Genomic DNA, 16,160 nt, shown 5'->3' on the forward strand with positions numbered 1-16,160 from the left:
AAGTCCTTATTATCATTATTTACTTATTGCAAATACAAAGCGTAAATAATAAAAATACATAGTCGTTAACGTTTCTTAATATGTTAGATATAGGGATTACCTTAAGAAGGTACAGGGATAAATACAATTATACGCAACAATACGTTGCTGATGTAATTGGGATAAGCAGAGTTGCTTATAGAAAATGGGAAAACAATGAGGTAGATTTTGCCATATCCCAATTGGAAAAAATCGCAGAGTTGTATAATATACCCATCCACGAGATCATCGTTCAGTCTAATTTTACAAAAGACAAAATAATTTCTCTCCAACAAAAAGGGCATCAATATTATTGATGCCCTTCAATTAGCATATTATCAATTTAAACTAGTGAAATAAATTGCCCGAATGAGGACTTAAGCCATTTTGCATATCGGAACTGGCCAAAACCTATATTTTTCCCTGACCATTTTCAATATATTTCCAATAAAACAAAGTTACCGTCATCTTGCAATGCATAAACTGCACTTGTACCGGTCAAGTTAAATCCTAAATGTGTATATCGTTGTGAGTTTCAAATGGAACCTGTATTTATGTTCTTTCCCAAGCAAAATACTAGATTTGCATCTGTCTGAAAGAATAGAGCCTGTGGCTTAGGCTGTGAATTTGTGTCCGCGCAGACCATATTCTCTTCTCGGTTGTGGCACCTGTGTTTTTGTAGATCACAACGTGGCCATCTGTTTACAATGTTAATCGATACTGTTGGTTTGGAGGATAAATTGAATTCCTAACTGTTAAAACTGGTGTAGTGACGTTTGCATAAATCAAAGTTTTAGCTACTGTTGACATTAATTCATTTTCTTTAGCATATTGTCTCATATCATTAGGCATTATACCATAATTTACAGATGCATAAGGATAATAAAAATTGTTAAACCAAGCGATATCATTTGCAGACAAATCTGTTCTTTGCCTGGTAAAAGTACTTCCATCTTTTTATTCATTACCGGAACAGAAGGGTTAGCCGCAAATCCTGATGTTACATTATTGGATAAACAATTTTATGGCTGTGGGTGCTTTTGGTTTATAAAAGAATAAAAGCGATGATAAAAAAGAGCCTCAATTAATTATTGAGGCTCTTTTATAATTTATATATGCAACACATTACATAATATTCGGTATAAAGTTATGGCCAAAGTATCTTCTAAGTTTTTTCTGAAAACACTATTATTGACTATATCTTATTCACTAAAAATGTGATACATAAAAGTTTCCCGCGTGAGAATCAGAATTAACGAACGAATTAAGATTTCCTGAATGTGTTGATGTAGCTCCCCCTGCAGTATCAGTAGCAGCAAAAATAACATTTACCTTAGTTCTTGTATCATTTCTATATGCTGGCCAATATATTACCAAATTCCCATCATTTTGCAATGCTAAATAAGGCCGACTATTTACAGCTACATCATTATAACCAGCACTAGAACCTGAAGTATTATTAATATTTGATGCCCAAATACCAGGAGCAGGATTCGAAGGTGAATTATTTACACCATAAATTACTAAGTTCCCATCTGTTTGAAAATAAAGATTACCAGCAGGTCTCCCATTTGTTTGAGTGTTCCAAATTCCCGTTTCTGAGCCATCGCCATTCTTTTTATACAATACCAAATTTCCATCCGTTTGTAAGTATAATCTATAAAGATTATTTGGAGAATAAAGTGATTGTCCTGATTGTAATATAGGGCTTTGATTATTCATTTGAATGGAGGTGTAAGTAGCCGCATTATTCGATGAGGTATAATTAAATTGTCTGGCAGAATAATTTGATGGAAACGGATAAAGAATTTCCGTTGGGGTGATTACGACATTAATGCCATACCTCGTTGTAGAATAATTTACTATCGTAACTTGATTAGACTCGTCTAAATATACATATCTAAGCAATATTTTCCCACCACTTTTATTTGCAGGTAACGAAGCATCCATATCAATAAACGTCGCACTCTCATTATTATAATCTGAAGAAGTTACATTTTTTGAATACAACACAATAGTAGAAGGATCCGACCCAATACTAGAATCACCACTTTGAGCCTCCGTATATAGTACTGATATGTTACAAATACCTGATCTAAATCCACCGGTACTTAGTACGCCTCTATGTAACTGATAAGCAAATTTAAATGCAGTTGGTGCATTTATATTAGAAACATTTACCAGATTATTTGTAACATAATCAGGTCGGATTTGAAATGATGTAAGGATAACCTGCGCACTGGAATTTAGAGCTAACACTATGAAAGCAAAAAAAATAAATAAACATTTTTTCATATTATTTTTCGTAATTAGCTTTATATTCATTTGCTGCATTATATTGGTTTTGTACACTTTCTAAACTTTTATGAAACCAACCATTAATAATAAATTCTTTATCCTTTTCTACGTATATCACCTTATCTTCCGTTGTACTTAGCGTGATCGCTAAGAATTTTGTAAGCTTTTCATCAGAAGGACTAGTAATGTTGGTTTTCGCAATAATTTCATTTGTTTTAACATCTTTCTTACATCCTTGAAAGGATAAGAATCCAATACTCCCTAATAGAAGCATGTTAATTTGTCTTTTCATAAATATTTTTTTCATAAAAAGACAAATAAAAAATATTATTTTTGATAAGTTCCTATTATCATTATTTACTAATTATTTACACAATAAGCGAATAATTAAAAACATATTAACGTTTCTTAATATGTTAGATATAGGGATTACCTTAAGAAGGTATAGGGATAAATATAATTATACGCAGCAATACGTTGCTGATGTAACTGGAATAAGCAGAGTTGCTTACAGAAAGTGGGAAAACAATGAAGTAGATTTTGCCATATCACAATTAGATAAGATCGCCGGGTTGTATAATATAACTATCCACGAAATCATTATCCAATCATATTTTAAACAGAACTAAATAATTTTATTTCCAACAAAAAAAGGGCATCAATATTATTGATGCCCTTATCTATTTAATCAGAAAACTGATTACAATTTTCTAGCTACTTCTACTTGTTCGTAAGCTTCTACGATATCGCCAACTTCGATGTTGTTAAAGTTCTGAATGTTTAAACCACACTCATAACCTTTGTTCACCTCTTTCACATCATCTTTAAAGCGTTTTAATGATGCAAGTTCACCTGTGTACACTACAACACCATCTCTAACAATACGGATTTTGCTGTTACGGGTAATCTTACCATCTAATACCATACAACCTGCAATGGTACCCACTTTAGTGATTTTGAACGTTTCGCGAATCTCAACGTTAGCCACAATTTTCTCTTCAAATTCTGGATCCAGCATACCTTCCATTGCCGATTTAATCTCGTTGATTGCATCGTAAATGATAGAATATAAACGGATATCGATTTGCTCAGCTTCTGCCAGTTTACGTGCACCTGTTGATGGACGAACCTGGAAACCGATAATAATCGCATCTGAAGCTGAAGCTAACAACACATCAGACTCTGAAATCTGACCAACACCTTTACTGATAATATTGATCTGGATCTGCTCAGTAGACAGTTTCAACAATGAATCGGCTAATGCCTCGATTGAACCATCCACATCACCTTTAACGATAATATTAAGCTCTTTAAAGTTACCGATAGCCAAACGACGACCGATCTCATCCAACGTAATGTGTTTCTGTGTACGTAATCCCTGCTCACGTTGTAACTGCATCCGTTTGTTTGCAATATCACGTGCTTCAGTTTCACTTTCTAAAGCATTAAATCGATCACCCGCTGTAGGCGCACCCTGCATACCCAAAACCTGTACCGGTTGTGATGGGCCTGCTGATTCTACTTTAGCACCACGCTCGTTGGTTAATGCTTTAACACGTCCGCTGTAACTACCTGCTAAAATTGGATCTCCAACTCTTAATGTACCGGCCTGAACCAATACCGTAGTTACAATACCACGTCCTTTATCTAATGCCGACTCAATTACAGTACCTGTAGCCCTCTTATTTGGATTTGCTTTAAGTTCTAATAATTCAGCTTCTAATAATACTTTGTCTAAAAGTAAATCAACATTTAAGCCGCTTTTGCTTGAGATTTCCTGTGATTGATATTTACCACCCCAATCTTCAACCAAAATATTCATTACTGATAATTGCTCGCGCACTTTATCTGAATTAGCTCCTGGTTTATCAATTTTTGTAAAAGCGAATACCAAAGGTACACCTGCTGCCTGTGCGTGGTTAATTGCCTCTTTTGTTTGAGGCATCACCGCATCATCAGCAGCAATTACAATAATGGCAATATCGGCAGCCTTAGCACCACGGGCACGCATCGCTGTAAAGGCTTCGTGACCCGGCGTATCTAAGAAAGTTACTTTTTTACCGTTTGGTGTAGTTACCATGTAAGCACCAATGTGCTGGGTAATTCCACCTGCCTCACCAGCAACCACATTTGCTTTACGGATATAATCCAGCAATGAAGTTTTACCGTGATCGACGTGACCCATAATCGTAACAACCGGAGCTCTTTCGATTAAATCTTCTTCTTTGTCTTCCTCTTCAATTACGTTTTCCTCATCTTCATCAGGTTTAACAAATTGAATTTCGTAACCAAACTCATCTGCTACAATGGTTAAGGTTTCAGCATCTAAACGCTGGTTAATGGAAACGAACATTCCAAGGCTCATACAGGTACCAATAATTTTGGTAACCGGTACATCCATCATGCTCGCCAACTCATTAGCGGTAACAAATTCTGTTACCTTTAATATTTTCGATTGCGATTCAAGCTCGTTTGCTGCCTCTTCTGCATTGTAAGCAACATCATCACGTTTCTGACGACGTAATTTAGCACGTTGTGCAAATTTACCAGATTTACCAGCTCCACTTAAACGGGCAAGTGTTGCCTTAATTTGATCTTGAATTTCTTTCTCAGTAGGTTCTTCCTTAGGTCCGCTTGGTGTAGCATTTCTATTTTGGAAACCTGGTCTGTTATTGTTGTTGTTTCTATTTCCCTGGTAAGGAGTACCGCCTTGTCCGGCAGGTCTGTTACCTTGGTACGGAGTACCGCCACCTGGTCTGTTACCTTGATAAGGTTGACGAGGCTGGCCTGGTGCGCCGCCTTGGCCCTGACCTTGACCTGCAGGATTATTCTGTCCTTGCTGGCCCTGACCACCATGTTGACCCGGCTGACCTGGTGCTCCCGGAGTTTTTTTACGTTTACGTTTGCGTTTAGCAGCTTCACTATCACTAGATGATGCTACCGGACCGTTTCTTCTATCCGGAGTTGTTGGTAAAACAATTTTACCAATAATGTTCGGACCAGTTAATTTAACGGTACGTGCTTTTATTACTTCAGGCTCGTTACTAACAGGCTTAGGTGCTTCTACTGGCTTTTCTTCCACTTTTGGCTGTTCAACTGGTTTTACCGGCTCTGGAGCCTTAACCACAGGTGTTGGTACAACAGGCGCTGGTGCAGCTGGTGTTTCTTCCTTTTTAACCTCAACCGGTTTTTCTTCAACCTTAGGTTGTTCAACTGGTTTTACTGGCTCCGGAACTTTAGCAACTGGCGCTGGCGCAGCAGGTGCTTCTTCTTTCTTAACAGGACGTGTTTTTGAGTTAAGATCGTTTAGATCGATCTTACCTACAATTTTAACACCTGGTAATCCGGTTTCCTCTGCTTTTTCTTCTGCCTTAGTTTCTTTTACTGGCTCAACTGCTGCCGCAGGAGCTGGTGTAGGTGCCGGCGCCGGTGTTTCTACCTTAGGTGTTTCAACCACCTTTGGTTTTTCTACCGGTGAAGTAAATGATTGAGCATTTTTTATTAAAATCTCTTCATTTTTCTCAAAATCGGTATTCTTCTTCGGCGCTTCTACTGGCTTTTCAGTCTCAGGCTCGTCACGACGTATTTTACCAATCACTATTTGTTTGGCTTCTTCTCTTACGATCTTATCTCCCTGATACTCTTTTAACAAGGCATTATACATGTCTCCCGTAAGTTTAAACATAGGGCTTTTCTCGGCAGAGAACCCCTTTTTGTTTAAAAACTCAACGGCCGTACCCATGCCTATATTAAGTTCTTTAATAGCTTTAATTAAAATGATTGGTTTGTCGTCTGACATTTAGCTCCTGTTATTGTTTTTTATTTAATACAAAAGTAGTGTTTATTTGGCAATTACACCACTTATTCAAATTCTGACTTCAAAATTTGAACCACTTCTTTAATGGTTTCCTCTTCAAGGTCGGTGCGTTTTACTAAATCTTCTACTGTAAGTGCTAGTACACTCTTAGCAGTATCGCAACCGATAGCCTTTAATTCATCAATGATCCAGCTATCAATCTCATCTGAGAATTCTTCTAAATCAACATCCTCGTCGCTTTCTTCTCCAGCTTCGCGGTACACATCAATTTCGTAACCGGTTAATTTGCCTGCTAATTTAATGTTGTGTCCACCACGTCCGATGGCCAATGAAACCTGATCTGGTTTTAAGTAAACTGATGCATGTTTGGTTTCATCATCCAATTTAATGGAAGTGATTTTTGCCGGGCTCAACGCACGGGTAATGTATAGTGAAATATTGTTGGTGAAGTTAATCACATCAATATTTTCGTTTTTCAATTCACGAACAATACCATGGATACGCGATCCTTTCATACCCACACATGCTCCAACCGGATCGATACGGTCATCATAAGATTCTACAGCTACTTTAGCACGTTCTCCCGGTTCGCGTACAATTTTCTTAACCGTAATTAAACCGTCGAAAATTTCCGGCACTTCCTGTTCGAACAAGCGTTGTAAAAACTCTGGCGCTGTTCTCGAAATGATAATTTTCGGATTCGCGTTGATCATTTCTACTTTAGAGATTACTGCTCTTACAGAATCCCCTTTTTTGAAATAATCTGCCGGAATCTGCTCGGTTTTAGGCATTAAAAGTTCATTACCTTCATCATCTAAAACCAGCGTTTCTTTTTTCCAAACCTGATAAACTTCACCTGTTACGATTTCGCCTACCCTGTCTTTATATTTTTTAAAGATTTCGTCTTTCTCTAATTCCAATACTTTAGAAACCAGGGTTTGGCGAGCGGCTAAAATTGCCCTGCGACCAAAACTCTCCAAGGTAATCTGCTCGATATAATCATCACCCACTTCTAAAGTACTGTCTAATTTAGAAACTTCAGCAAGCTCGATCTCTAAATCATCATCTTCAGAAAAGCCATCTTCCATTACTTTTCTCGTTCTCCAGATCTCCAAATCCCCGTTATCCGGATTTACGATAACATCACAGTTCTCGTCTGTTCCGTATTTTTTACGCAACATGCTACGAAAAACCTCTTCCAGCACACTGATCACCGTTGGGCGATCTATATTTTTGAAATCTTTAAACTCCTGAAAAGAGTCGATCAAATTAATTGTTGTAGTACTCATTTTTACTTAAATGAAATTAACACACTTGTTTCTAATATATCATTAAACGGTACATCTGTTTGAATTGCTACCGCCTTTTTGCCTTTTTCTTTAACCGACTCTTCAATCTGTAGGTTGTTTTCTGTAACCGCTAGCAGTTTTCCTTCTTTTTTCAAGCCTTCTTTCAGCTTAATACTCACCGTACGCCCAATATTTTTATTGTATTGACGGATCAGCTTTAAAGGTTCACCAACACCGGGTGAAGAAACTTCTAAATTATAAGCCTGCTCTATTGCATTTTCTTCTTCGAGATGAAAACCAACATGCCTGCTTATGGCCACACAATCCTGTATGCTAATACCTTCGTCACCATCAACATGAATAATTAATTTATTGTTTGGCAACATTTTCACTTCTACCAGAAACAGCTCTGGACGGTCTGCTATTTTTTCCTCAACGAGGGCTGCAACTCTCTTTTCTACCTGCATATTTTAACCTGATTTCATAGAAAAAGGGGACACTGTCCCCTTCTCTTTTCTTCGATTACGATGCAAATGTAGTAAATTTTTAGAAAAAATCAAACACTTGCTGTAATTATTATGCTGATTATTACCGTTTAAGTGTTTGTTTTTGTTGCTGTAAGTTATGTTTGGCGCTACCTGTAATCAGGTTACCAACAGTGGCGAATTTGACGCCGATATAACTTTCTACCAAATAATCTTTGCCTTTAATAAAAGGCTGATCGGGATTAAAAATAAGCGAATCGCCAAGGATTTTAACTTTTCCGGCCACTTCCAGCTCGTCCTGAATGCTATCTAACTCGCCGGGTTTAATTAAAACAGAAACCAGATTAAGTGTATCTGCATTAGCCTTATAGGCATTTTTAACCTGCAAGAGGCTTGCCTCATCAATATTTTTGATTATTATTGAAGTGCTATCTCCTGAAAACTTAATGATTGGTTTGTTGTTTCTATTCGAACATGAAAGTACGAATATTGAAACCCAAACAATAACTGAACATTTAAAAAAGCGTTTAAACATTTACAAAAATAAACAATTATGAGATTTATTATCGAAATCCTTTTAACAGGACTGGCGTTCTTTATCGGCGCAAAACTGGTTCCGGGTGTAACCATTGATGGTTATGGCAATGCGATTATTGCATCGGTGCTGATTGCACTTGCAAATGCAACCATCGGTTTTATTTTAAGGTTGCTAACTTTTCCGGTTAATTTTTTAACCTTGGGGCTGGTATCATTTATCATTACCGTTTTAATGATTTTATTGGTTGATAACATGATGACCTCTTTTAACACTTCAGGTTTTATTGCAGCTGCATTTTTAGCCATCGTTGTAGCGTTGATTAAAGCGGTATTTAGTGCTGTAGCAGGAGAGAAAGATTAGTCCGAAGTCGTGAGTCTGTAGTCATGAGTCGGATTGGACTAAGGACTACAGACTTTTGACTAAACGACTAACGAATTACTTCTCTCGAAATCACCATTTTCTGAATCTCAGAAGTTCCCTCGTAAATCTGGGTAATTTTAGCATCACGCATTAAACGCTCCACATGGTATTCTTTTACAAAGCCATAACCGCCGTGTACCTGCACTGCTTCGATAGTTACATCCATGGCTACTTTTGAGGCGTAAAGTTTTGCCATAGAACCCGCCTGGGTATAAGGTAAACCCTGATCTTTTAACCAGGCAGCTTTATACACCAATAACCTTGCTGCTTCTATCTGTGTAGCCATATCTGCCAGTTTAAAAGCAATGGCCTGATGTTCTGATATCGGTTTCCCGAACGATTTGCGCTCTTTTGCGTATTGTGTGGCGAGCTCAAAAGCACCCTGCGCAATACCCAAAGCCTGGGCCGCAATACCAATACGTCCGCCTTCTAAAGTTTTCATGGCGAATTTAAAACCAAAACCGTCTTCACCTATCCTATTTTCTTTAGGCACTTTTACATCGTTAAACATTAAAGAGTGTGTATCAGATCCACGGATGCCCAGTTTATTTTCTTTTGGTCCAACAGTAAAGCCTTCCATTCCCTTTTCTACAATAAAAGCATTTATACCTTTATGCTTTAATTCGGGATGGGTTTGAGCAATAACCAGATAGGTTGATGCGGTACTTCCGTTGGTGATCCAGTTTTTGGTGCCGTTAAGTAAATAATAATCGCCTTTATCTTCTGCCGTTGTACGTTGCGAAGTGGCATCAGATCCGGCTTCAGGCTCAGATAAACAAAAAGCGCCTATTTTTTCGCCGGCAGCCAGCGGCTTAAGGTATTTTTCTTTTTGGGCTTCGTTACCGTATTTTTCCAAACCATAACAAACGAGTGAATTATTTACCGAAACCACTACGGATGCAGAGGCATCGATTTTGGAAAGTTCTTCCATTACGAGTACGTAAGAAATGGCATCCAGGCCGCTACCATTATATTTTGGATCAACCATCATCCCTAAAAAACCGAGTTCTCCAAGTTTTTTTACCTGTTCGGCAGGAAATTTCTGATGTTCGTCTCTTTCAATTACGCCAGGCTTTAATTCTTGCTGCGCAAAATCGCGGGCAGCCTGCTGGATCATCAATTGCTCTTCACTTAATTCAAAATGCATAACATTTATGTATAAAAGGTTAGTAAATCAAATGTAGCATTTCTGATTTAAATTACTATGGCTGCATAGCAATTTATTTTCACAGGGTAGATTTTAAAAAGGACTTCACGTTTAAAATGAATTATTAACCAGCATAAGCCTGGCATTAACAGAAGATTATTATTTTTGTTAAATTGATATGGGCCAACAAATATTATTTTTCTTTAGTGCCTTAGGTGCATTTAATGGCTTTATCATTAGTGCCTACTTATTATTATTCAAAAAGCAGAAATCACTACCCTCTTATTTTTTAGGGCTTTTACTGCTGTCAGTTTGTTTAAAGATCGGCAAATCTTTATTTTTTTACTTTTATCCGGCACTGCCTGGTATTTATATCCAAATTGGCATTTTAGGAAGTGCTTTAGTTGGTCCATCTCTCTTTTACTTTATTAAATCAGCCTTAGCACAGGATCCAAAGATAACAGTCCTACAAAAAGGAGCTTATTTCTTTTGGGTTTCGGCGATTATTGTTGCCTGTATCATTGCCCCTTACGACAATCAGCCTGATATCTGGGAAAATTATATCGGAAGAATAATTTCCATACAGTTTACCATTTATATTATATTATCTACCTGGCTACTTAGGGCTACTTTTATTAAACTTTTTACCAAAGGAGAAAAAATTTCTACGACAGAGCTATTGTTAATTTCTGTACTTATTGGAAATGTGATTGTTCCAGCTGCATTTAAACTTCCGATTTTCTCCTTTTTTAATGGCCCATGCATTAGCGGAGCTTTATTTTTTTCGTTCGTCCTTTACTTAAATACCTTTTTATTTATCAGCCGAAAGAAAACCAGCAATTTACTGTCAGGCAATCAGGATTTGATTCGTTATGCAAACAAAAAAATCGCCCCGGAACAAGCCATCGTTTTAACAGAAAAACTTGAAAAAATTATTCTGGATGAAGAACTTTATAAAAACCCAGACCTTAAATTGAATGATCTTTCAAAAAAGATCAATATTTCAGGGCACCAGCTTTCTCAATTACTTAACGATAATTTGGGTAAAAGTTTTGCTGCCTACATTAACGAATTTAGAATAAATGAAGCTTGTGGTTTAATGCTTAACAATAGCAGCATTAAGCTAGAGGCCATTGGCTATGAAGTAGGTTTTAACTCTAAATCGACATTCTATACTGCTTTTAAAAAGTATAAGCAAACAACTCCAACGCTTTACAAAGAACAGCTAATGGTTGTTCCAGCATCGTAGTTTTGTCCCGTTTTATAATTCCGAACTCCTAAATCTGAGAATCAAAACCGGCTCTCTATACTACTCTTTTAGTTTTGGTCAATCTTAAAAACCAAACCTGAGAAGATGAAACCCATAATGCTATTTTACCTTTTTTTCTTGATAAGTCCATTGCTGAGTGCGCAAGTGATTACAGGAAAAGTACTCGATATCAAAACCAATCGGGGCTTACCCTCTGTCAGTTTAACATTAACCAATAAAGATCGCCCGGCATTAATAAGGTATTCGAACACCGATACTTCAGGTTTTTATCGGTTTAGTGATATCCCTAATGGTAAATACAACTTATCGATTAGCTTAATGGGTTATCAAAAAGTACAAAAGGAATTATTAATTGATAAGAATAGTGCAGAAATACTAGCACTCGACAATATTTTCATGGCAGAAGACGTCAACTTGCTTAACGAAGTAACCATTACCGGCGGAGTGCCTGCCTTTAGCACAAAAAATGGTCAGCTTAAAATCGGTATCGCCAACAACCTGTTCTTTAAATCTGCCCCCAATTTACTTGATGTGTTCAGAAAGCTCCCGGGCTTACAGGTTAGCCCTGATGGAAACATGCAAATGGCCAGCAGGGCAACTCCAACCTTATTTATTGATGGAAAACCTGCCAATATGAGCAATGATGAAATGCTCGCCTATTTAAGCAGTTTATCGCCAGATATGGTCGAATCAGTTGAAATGATTAACCAACCTTCCTCAAAATATGATGGAGAATATCAGGGCATTATCGATGTGAAACTAAAAAGAAATCTTTCCTTAGGACTAAAAGGCAATTATAACCTGCAATTTCAACAAAACAATTATAGTTTATCAGACAATAATCTGGCATTGGTTTTTAAAACAAAACGGCTTGTATATGATTTAAAGCTGGGGCACACCACCGGCAGTACTTTTTATAAGTATTATGCGCTTCAATACCTGGCTAGTACCAATGCCTTGATTACAGATACACGAACGGTTACGGCGAATCGGAACTATAATGTGCAGGCAAGGATAAGTTACGAACTCAAAAGCGGACAAAACCTTGAAGCTTTTTTACGCACCTACCAGGTAAACAGAAATGCCGAGTCCGGAAATCAATTGATCACGCAATCAGCCGGATTAGATCAGACCATTGCCCTTATTAAAAGCGATAATGACGCACACCCGAAACAACATAATTATGCAGGCGGTCTTAATTACGATGCCCGGTTTAAAAACAGCGAACTTCATATTATTACTTCCCTGGCACAGATAGATAACAGACAAACTGAAGATATTCAAAATCAAAACATTCTTAATCATACACTTCTGAGTTATTGGAAAACCAATTCGAGGAATAATATTGTAATCCGCTCTGCACAGGCAGATTATACGCTAAACATGGGTAAAGGAAAATTCGAGTTTGGTGGTAAATTTAGCTATGCCAGCACCAAAAATAATTTACGGTACGATACATTGGCTAATTCTGTTTTTAATCCAGATCCTAAACGCAGCAACCAGTTTAATTACCAGGAGTACATTGGTGCCGGTTACTTATCGTACAGTGGCCAAAAAGATAAAATTAACTACAGCCTAAATTTAAGAACAGAATATACCCTTACAAAGGCCTATTCTATAACAACGGGCACATTTACAGAAAGAAAGTTTTTAAAATGGCTACCAAGTTTTAATCTCACCTACACCATCGGCGATAACGAGCAACTTAGCTTCAATTACAGCAAGCGACTAACAAGACCCACTTTTGCGGCGTTAAATCCTTTTCGGTTTTATTACAGTCCTCGCCATTACTGGATTGGCAATCCCTACCTGCAACCCTCTACAACCAACCTTATCAATTTGTCGTACAGCAGAAAAACGCTCAATATTTCATTAAATGCCGGGCGCGAAACTGATGTTATTTCCCGTTATCCGGAATACAACGCAGCAACAAATGAACTGATTTTTCTAGGTCGCAATATACCTCACCGAAATTTTGCCAACCTGCAGGTTAGTTCTCCAATAACTGTAAATAGGTGGTGGCGGATGAACCATAACGTCGGTTTTTATTACAACAAAGAGTTAACACCATACTTTGAACAAACCTATAAAATCCCCATTTACGATTATAAAATTAATGGCAGCCAGGTTTTCAGTTTAAAAGATTGGCTGTTCGATGTGAGTTATACCTATGAATCGAAAAGCGGCAGCGGGCTTTATATTTTTGCGCCCGTTTATGGTGTCGATTTAGGGTTGCAAAAGGGATGGCTAAAAAATAAGCTCAATACTAAGATTGTGCTTTATGATGCCTTTAACAGTAGTAAAAGAAGACTTATTTTTAGGGAGAAAAGCATTCTCAATAACGATTTCTACCATTATTTTGCTTCGAACAGATTGGTTTTCAGCTTAACCTATAATTTTGGCCGCTCAACATACAGGGCAAAGGAAAACAAGAAAAGTGATGAAGAAAACAGAGCGAATTAAGGCGTATTCTATTTAATCTCTTTCTTAAATAAAACGCGTGTTAAACTAAAACTACCTAAAGCTAATATGAGCAAAACCTGCGAGGAATGGATAATGGTTGCATATGCCAAGCCATCTTTAAACGATATGGCATACAGCACCAGTGATTGTGCAACCATCCAATGGAAAACACCTATACCGCCCTGCACCGGTGCCGCCATGGCAAAACCAGAAAACACAATTGCGGTAAATGCAGCATTAAAATGTAAACCGGAAGTGGCCCCAATGGATGAAAACGCGAAATACATGGAAAGTGAATAAAAAACCCATATACCTGATGTATAGGTTAAGAATAAGCCTTTTTGCTTAAGTTTACCATAAGAACCAAAGCCCTGACGAAGGCTTACAAAAATACGAAGAAATTTTTTACTAACTTTTTTCCGGAGAAAATATACCATTAATATAGCCAACACCAATACTACAACACCTAGGCCAACAAGCCACCAATAATTTAAAGTACTTATTTTTTTGGTAAGGTTAAGATAAATCGTATCGTATAAAAAATCAGAAACGATATCGTATTGGAAGGTGATCATAGCCAGGCTAGTGAGAAAAAGTACCAGTACATCAAAAAGGCGTTCGGTAATTACCGTACCTATAGAGGCAAACATGGGCACTTTTTCTGTTTTATGGATCACGGAGCAACGGCCTAGCTCTCCAAAGCGCGGTAAAGCAAGATTGGCGAGGTACCCAATCATTACGGCGTGATAGGCATTCCAGAAACTCACTTTGTAATGAATAGATTGGTACAACATCTGCCAGCGTAGCGCCCGCAACACATGGGCAATCCAAACGGCAAAAGCAGAAGTAATTACCCAAAAATAATTTGCGGTTTTAATTTCCTGCCAGATCTTTCCCAAATCCTGACCCCGAAACGCTAAATATAATACCCCTATCCCGATTAAAAACAGGATAATGTACTTTAGCGCCGTTTTGAGGTCGAATGTCACAAAGTTATTTTAGCAGGTGGTTGTTATCGTCAGGAAAAACAAGGATCGGGTTGTATTTTTTAGCCTCTTCAATTGGTAATGAGCCATACGACATGATGATCAAAATATCACCAAGTTGTGCCAAACGTGCTGTAGCACCATTTAAACAGATGGTTCCGGTGCCGCGTTCGCCTTTAATTACATAAGTTTCGAAACGTGCGCCATTGTTATTATTTACGATCTGCACCTTCTCATTAGCAATAATGTTAGCTGAATCCATTAAATCTTCATCTATCGTAATACTGCCTACATAATTCAATTCGGCTTGTGTTACCTTAACACGGTGTATTTTCGATTTTAATATTGTGATAACCATTCGGCAAAGTTAGTAATCAGTTTGGAGTTTTCAGTCATCCGTTTGGAGTTTCGCAAAAGCGGCAAGATGTTAAGGCTTGATAGTTAATGGTTCATAGTTGATAGCTTCGGGCCCTTGCCATCAACCATAAGGCTATGAACCATTAACCGACTACATCATACCTTATTTATAATCATATTATCGATCAGTCTGGTTGAACCTACTTTTGCAGCGACTAAAGCAACAAGGTTATTTTCATCCTTTGATTTGGCTGGCTCAAGGGTATCGCCGTTGGCAATGGTAAAATAATCGAGCTCAACGCCATCAATGTTATCATAGAATGATTTGGCCTTACTTTCTAATTCCGTTAATGAGTATTCGTTAAAATGATCAATAACGAATTGCAGCGATTTACTTAATACCAGTGAGTTTTTACGATCTTCTGGTGATAAATGGATATTCCGGCTGCTCATCGCCAAACCATCATCTTCGCGGATAATCGGGCAGGTAATGATAGTAATGGGCAATTTAAAATAAGCCAGCATATTCTTGATCATTAATACCTGTTGAAAATCCTTTTGTCCGAACATAGCCACATCAGGTTCCACAGCATCAAAAAGCTTTTTTACAATTTGGGTTACACCCTGGTAATGACCTTTTCTAAATTCGCCCTCCAATAAAAATTCGGCATTACCTAAATCAATATGCCATGCTTCGTCGGCACCTGTTGGGTACATTTCATCTACATTTGGCATAAATACGCCATTACAGCCGGCGTCGGCTAACATTGCCAGATCGTGCTCTATAGGGCGGGGATATTTTTCTAAATCTTTAGGATCTGTAAACTGTGTGGGGTTTACAAAAATACTGCAGATGATGATATCGGCATTTTGCTGGGCCAGCTTAATCAGCGATATATGGCCATTATGCAGTGCACCCATTGTAGGTACTAAAGCTATTTTTTTAGCTGATGCTTTTAATGGCTGCAAAAAAGCCTTAAGCGCTGCTTTGGTTTTAAATATTTCCAATTTGGACAATCTAAATTAAAGCCGTAAAGGTGTAAATTAATCTAAACGAAACCAAACAAATGCT

Annotated in this window: 15 protein-coding genes; 5 read left to right on the forward strand and 10 right to left on the reverse strand. The window is 37.7% G+C overall.

All coding sequences use genetic code 11. The features are described 5' to 3' along the window. The first annotated feature begins 80 nt into the window (after positions 1-80). Entirely contained in the window at positions 81-335 is a 255-nt protein-coding gene (locus tag U859_RS0110810) for a helix-turn-helix transcriptional regulator (RefSeq protein ID WP_025143387.1), read from the forward strand. 892 nt (positions 336-1,227) lie between these two features. On the opposite strand, the gene U859_RS31035 is transcribed toward U859_RS0110810, so the two are convergent. Both U859_RS31035 and U859_RS0110825 read right to left on the reverse strand, forming a co-directional pair. Next, on the reverse strand, positions 1,228-2,343 hold the full coding sequence (locus U859_RS31035) for a hypothetical protein (RefSeq protein WP_025143388.1): 1,116 nt from the start codon (positions 2,341-2,343) through the stop codon (positions 1,228-1,230). Continuing rightward, positions 2,315-2,623: a hypothetical protein gene (locus U859_RS0110825; protein WP_162799916.1), complete on the reverse strand. Its 309-nt coding sequence runs from the start codon at positions 2,621-2,623 to the stop codon at positions 2,315-2,317. The genes U859_RS31035 and U859_RS0110825 overlap by 29 nt, the downstream gene beginning before the upstream one ends. A gap of 106 nt (positions 2,624-2,729) precedes the next feature. Here U859_RS0110825 and U859_RS31980 point away from each other — a divergent pair, with 106 nt between their 5' ends. Continuing rightward, positions 2,730-2,945 (forward strand): helix-turn-helix transcriptional regulator, encoded by a 216-nt coding sequence (locus U859_RS31980; protein WP_162799917.1) that lies wholly within the window; start codon positions 2,730-2,732, stop codon positions 2,943-2,945. Between the two features lie 71 nt (positions 2,946-3,016). Here the strand turns inward: U859_RS31980 and infB are convergent, their stop codons facing one another. The 4 genes from infB to U859_RS0110850 all read right to left on the reverse strand — a co-directional run bounded on the left by infB (position 3,017) and on the right by U859_RS0110850 (position 8,442). Next, the gene (gene infB, locus U859_RS0110835) at positions 3,017-6,115 is read right to left on the reverse strand and encodes a translation initiation factor IF-2 (protein ID WP_025143391.1); all 3,099 of its coding nucleotides are present in this window, start codon (positions 6,113-6,115) and stop codon (positions 3,017-3,019) included. 62 nt (positions 6,116-6,177) lie between these two features. After that, a complete protein-coding gene (nusA, locus tag U859_RS0110840) occupies positions 6,178-7,422 on the reverse strand; it encodes a transcription termination factor NusA (RefSeq protein ID WP_025143392.1) in 1,245 nt (414 codons plus the stop codon). A gap of 2 nt (positions 7,423-7,424) precedes the next feature. Then, positions 7,425-7,889 carry a ribosome assembly cofactor RimP gene (gene rimP, locus U859_RS0110845; protein WP_025143393.1) on the reverse strand — a complete coding sequence of 155 codons (465 nt, stop codon included), beginning with the start codon at positions 7,887-7,889 and terminating at the stop codon, positions 7,425-7,427. 121 nt (positions 7,890-8,010) lie between these two features. Continuing rightward, positions 8,011-8,442: a hypothetical protein gene (locus U859_RS0110850; RefSeq protein WP_025143394.1), complete on the reverse strand. Its 432-nt coding sequence runs from the start codon at positions 8,440-8,442 to the stop codon at positions 8,011-8,013. A gap of 18 nt (positions 8,443-8,460) precedes the next feature. Here U859_RS0110850 and U859_RS0110855 point away from each other — a divergent pair, with 18 nt between their 5' ends. Beyond that, entirely contained in the window at positions 8,461-8,805 is a 345-nt protein-coding gene (locus U859_RS0110855) for a phage holin family protein (RefSeq protein WP_025143395.1), read from the forward strand. A gap of 67 nt (positions 8,806-8,872) precedes the next feature. On the opposite strand, the gene U859_RS0110860 is transcribed toward U859_RS0110855, so the two are convergent. Next, positions 8,873-10,012, reverse strand: coding sequence for an acyl-CoA dehydrogenase (locus tag U859_RS0110860; RefSeq protein ID WP_025143396.1), 1,140 nt, complete (start codon positions 10,010-10,012; stop codon positions 8,873-8,875). Positions 10,013-10,190: 178 nt separating this feature from the next. Here U859_RS0110860 and U859_RS0110865 point away from each other — a divergent pair, with 178 nt between their 5' ends. Further along, positions 10,191-11,261 carry a helix-turn-helix domain-containing protein gene (locus tag U859_RS0110865; RefSeq protein ID WP_051584683.1) on the forward strand — a complete coding sequence of 357 codons (1,071 nt, stop codon included), beginning with the start codon at positions 10,191-10,193 and terminating at the stop codon, positions 11,259-11,261. A gap of 105 nt (positions 11,262-11,366) precedes the next feature. Next, a complete protein-coding gene (locus U859_RS0110870; protein WP_025143398.1) occupies positions 11,367-13,745 on the forward strand; it encodes an outer membrane beta-barrel protein in 2,379 nt (792 codons plus the stop codon). A gap of 8 nt (positions 13,746-13,753) precedes the next feature. On the opposite strand, the gene U859_RS0110875 is transcribed toward U859_RS0110870, so the two are convergent. From U859_RS0110875 to panC, 3 genes are all read right to left on the reverse strand, one after another. Continuing rightward, on the reverse strand, positions 13,754-14,734 hold the full coding sequence (locus U859_RS0110875) for a lysylphosphatidylglycerol synthase transmembrane domain-containing protein (protein WP_025143399.1): 981 nt from the start codon (positions 14,732-14,734) through the stop codon (positions 13,754-13,756). Positions 14,735-14,738: 4 nt separating this feature from the next. Beyond that, positions 14,739-15,089, reverse strand: coding sequence for an aspartate 1-decarboxylase (gene panD, locus U859_RS0110880; protein ID WP_025143400.1), 351 nt, complete (start codon positions 15,087-15,089; stop codon positions 14,739-14,741). Positions 15,090-15,244: 155 nt separating this feature from the next. Beyond that, the gene (gene panC, locus U859_RS0110885) at positions 15,245-16,096 is read right to left on the reverse strand and encodes a pantoate--beta-alanine ligase (RefSeq protein ID WP_025143401.1); all 852 of its coding nucleotides are present in this window, start codon (positions 16,094-16,096) and stop codon (positions 15,245-15,247) included. Between the last annotated feature and the right edge of the window lie 64 nt (positions 16,097-16,160).

Source organism: Pedobacter jeongneungensis, from assembly GCF_000633455.1.
Lineage (GTDB): Bacteria > Bacteroidota > Bacteroidia > Sphingobacteriales > Sphingobacteriaceae > Pedobacter > Pedobacter jeongneungensis_A.

Bases quoted from the DNA above. Each gene is read 5' to 3' on its own strand.
- U859_RS0110855 (WP_025143395.1), top strand. From the start codon at position 8,461: ATGAGATTTATTATCGAAATCCTTTTAACAGGACTGGCGTTCTTTATC.
- U859_RS31035 (WP_025143388.1), bottom strand. From the start codon at position 2,343: ATGAATATAAAGCTAATTACGAAAAATAATATGAAAAAATGTTTATTT.
- infB (WP_025143391.1), bottom strand. From the start codon at position 6,115: ATGTCAGACGACAAACCAATCATTTTAATTAAAGCTATTAAAGAACTT.
- U859_RS0110825 (WP_162799916.1), bottom strand. From the start codon at position 2,623: ATGAAAAAAATATTTATGAAAAGACAAATTAACATGCTTCTATTAGGG.
- panD (WP_025143400.1), bottom strand. From the start codon at position 15,089: ATGGTTATCACAATATTAAAATCGAAAATACACCGTGTTAAGGTAACA.
- U859_RS31980 (WP_162799917.1), top strand. From the start codon at position 2,730: ATGTTAGATATAGGGATTACCTTAAGAAGGTATAGGGATAAATATAAT.
- U859_RS0110865 (WP_051584683.1), top strand. From the start codon at position 10,191: ATGGGCCAACAAATATTATTTTTCTTTAGTGCCTTAGGTGCATTTAAT.
- U859_RS0110850 (WP_025143394.1), bottom strand. From the start codon at position 8,442: ATGTTTAAACGCTTTTTTAAATGTTCAGTTATTGTTTGGGTTTCAATA.
- U859_RS0110810 (WP_025143387.1), top strand. From the start codon at position 81: ATGTTAGATATAGGGATTACCTTAAGAAGGTACAGGGATAAATACAAT.
- U859_RS0110870 (WP_025143398.1), top strand. From the start codon at position 11,367: ATGAAACCCATAATGCTATTTTACCTTTTTTTCTTGATAAGTCCATTG.
- nusA (WP_025143392.1), bottom strand. From the start codon at position 7,422: ATGAGTACTACAACAATTAATTTGATCGACTCTTTTCAGGAGTTTAAA.
- U859_RS0110860 (WP_025143396.1), bottom strand. From the start codon at position 10,012: ATGCATTTTGAATTAAGTGAAGAGCAATTGATGATCCAGCAGGCTGCC.
- rimP (WP_025143393.1), bottom strand. From the start codon at position 7,889: ATGCAGGTAGAAAAGAGAGTTGCAGCCCTCGTTGAGGAAAAAATAGCA.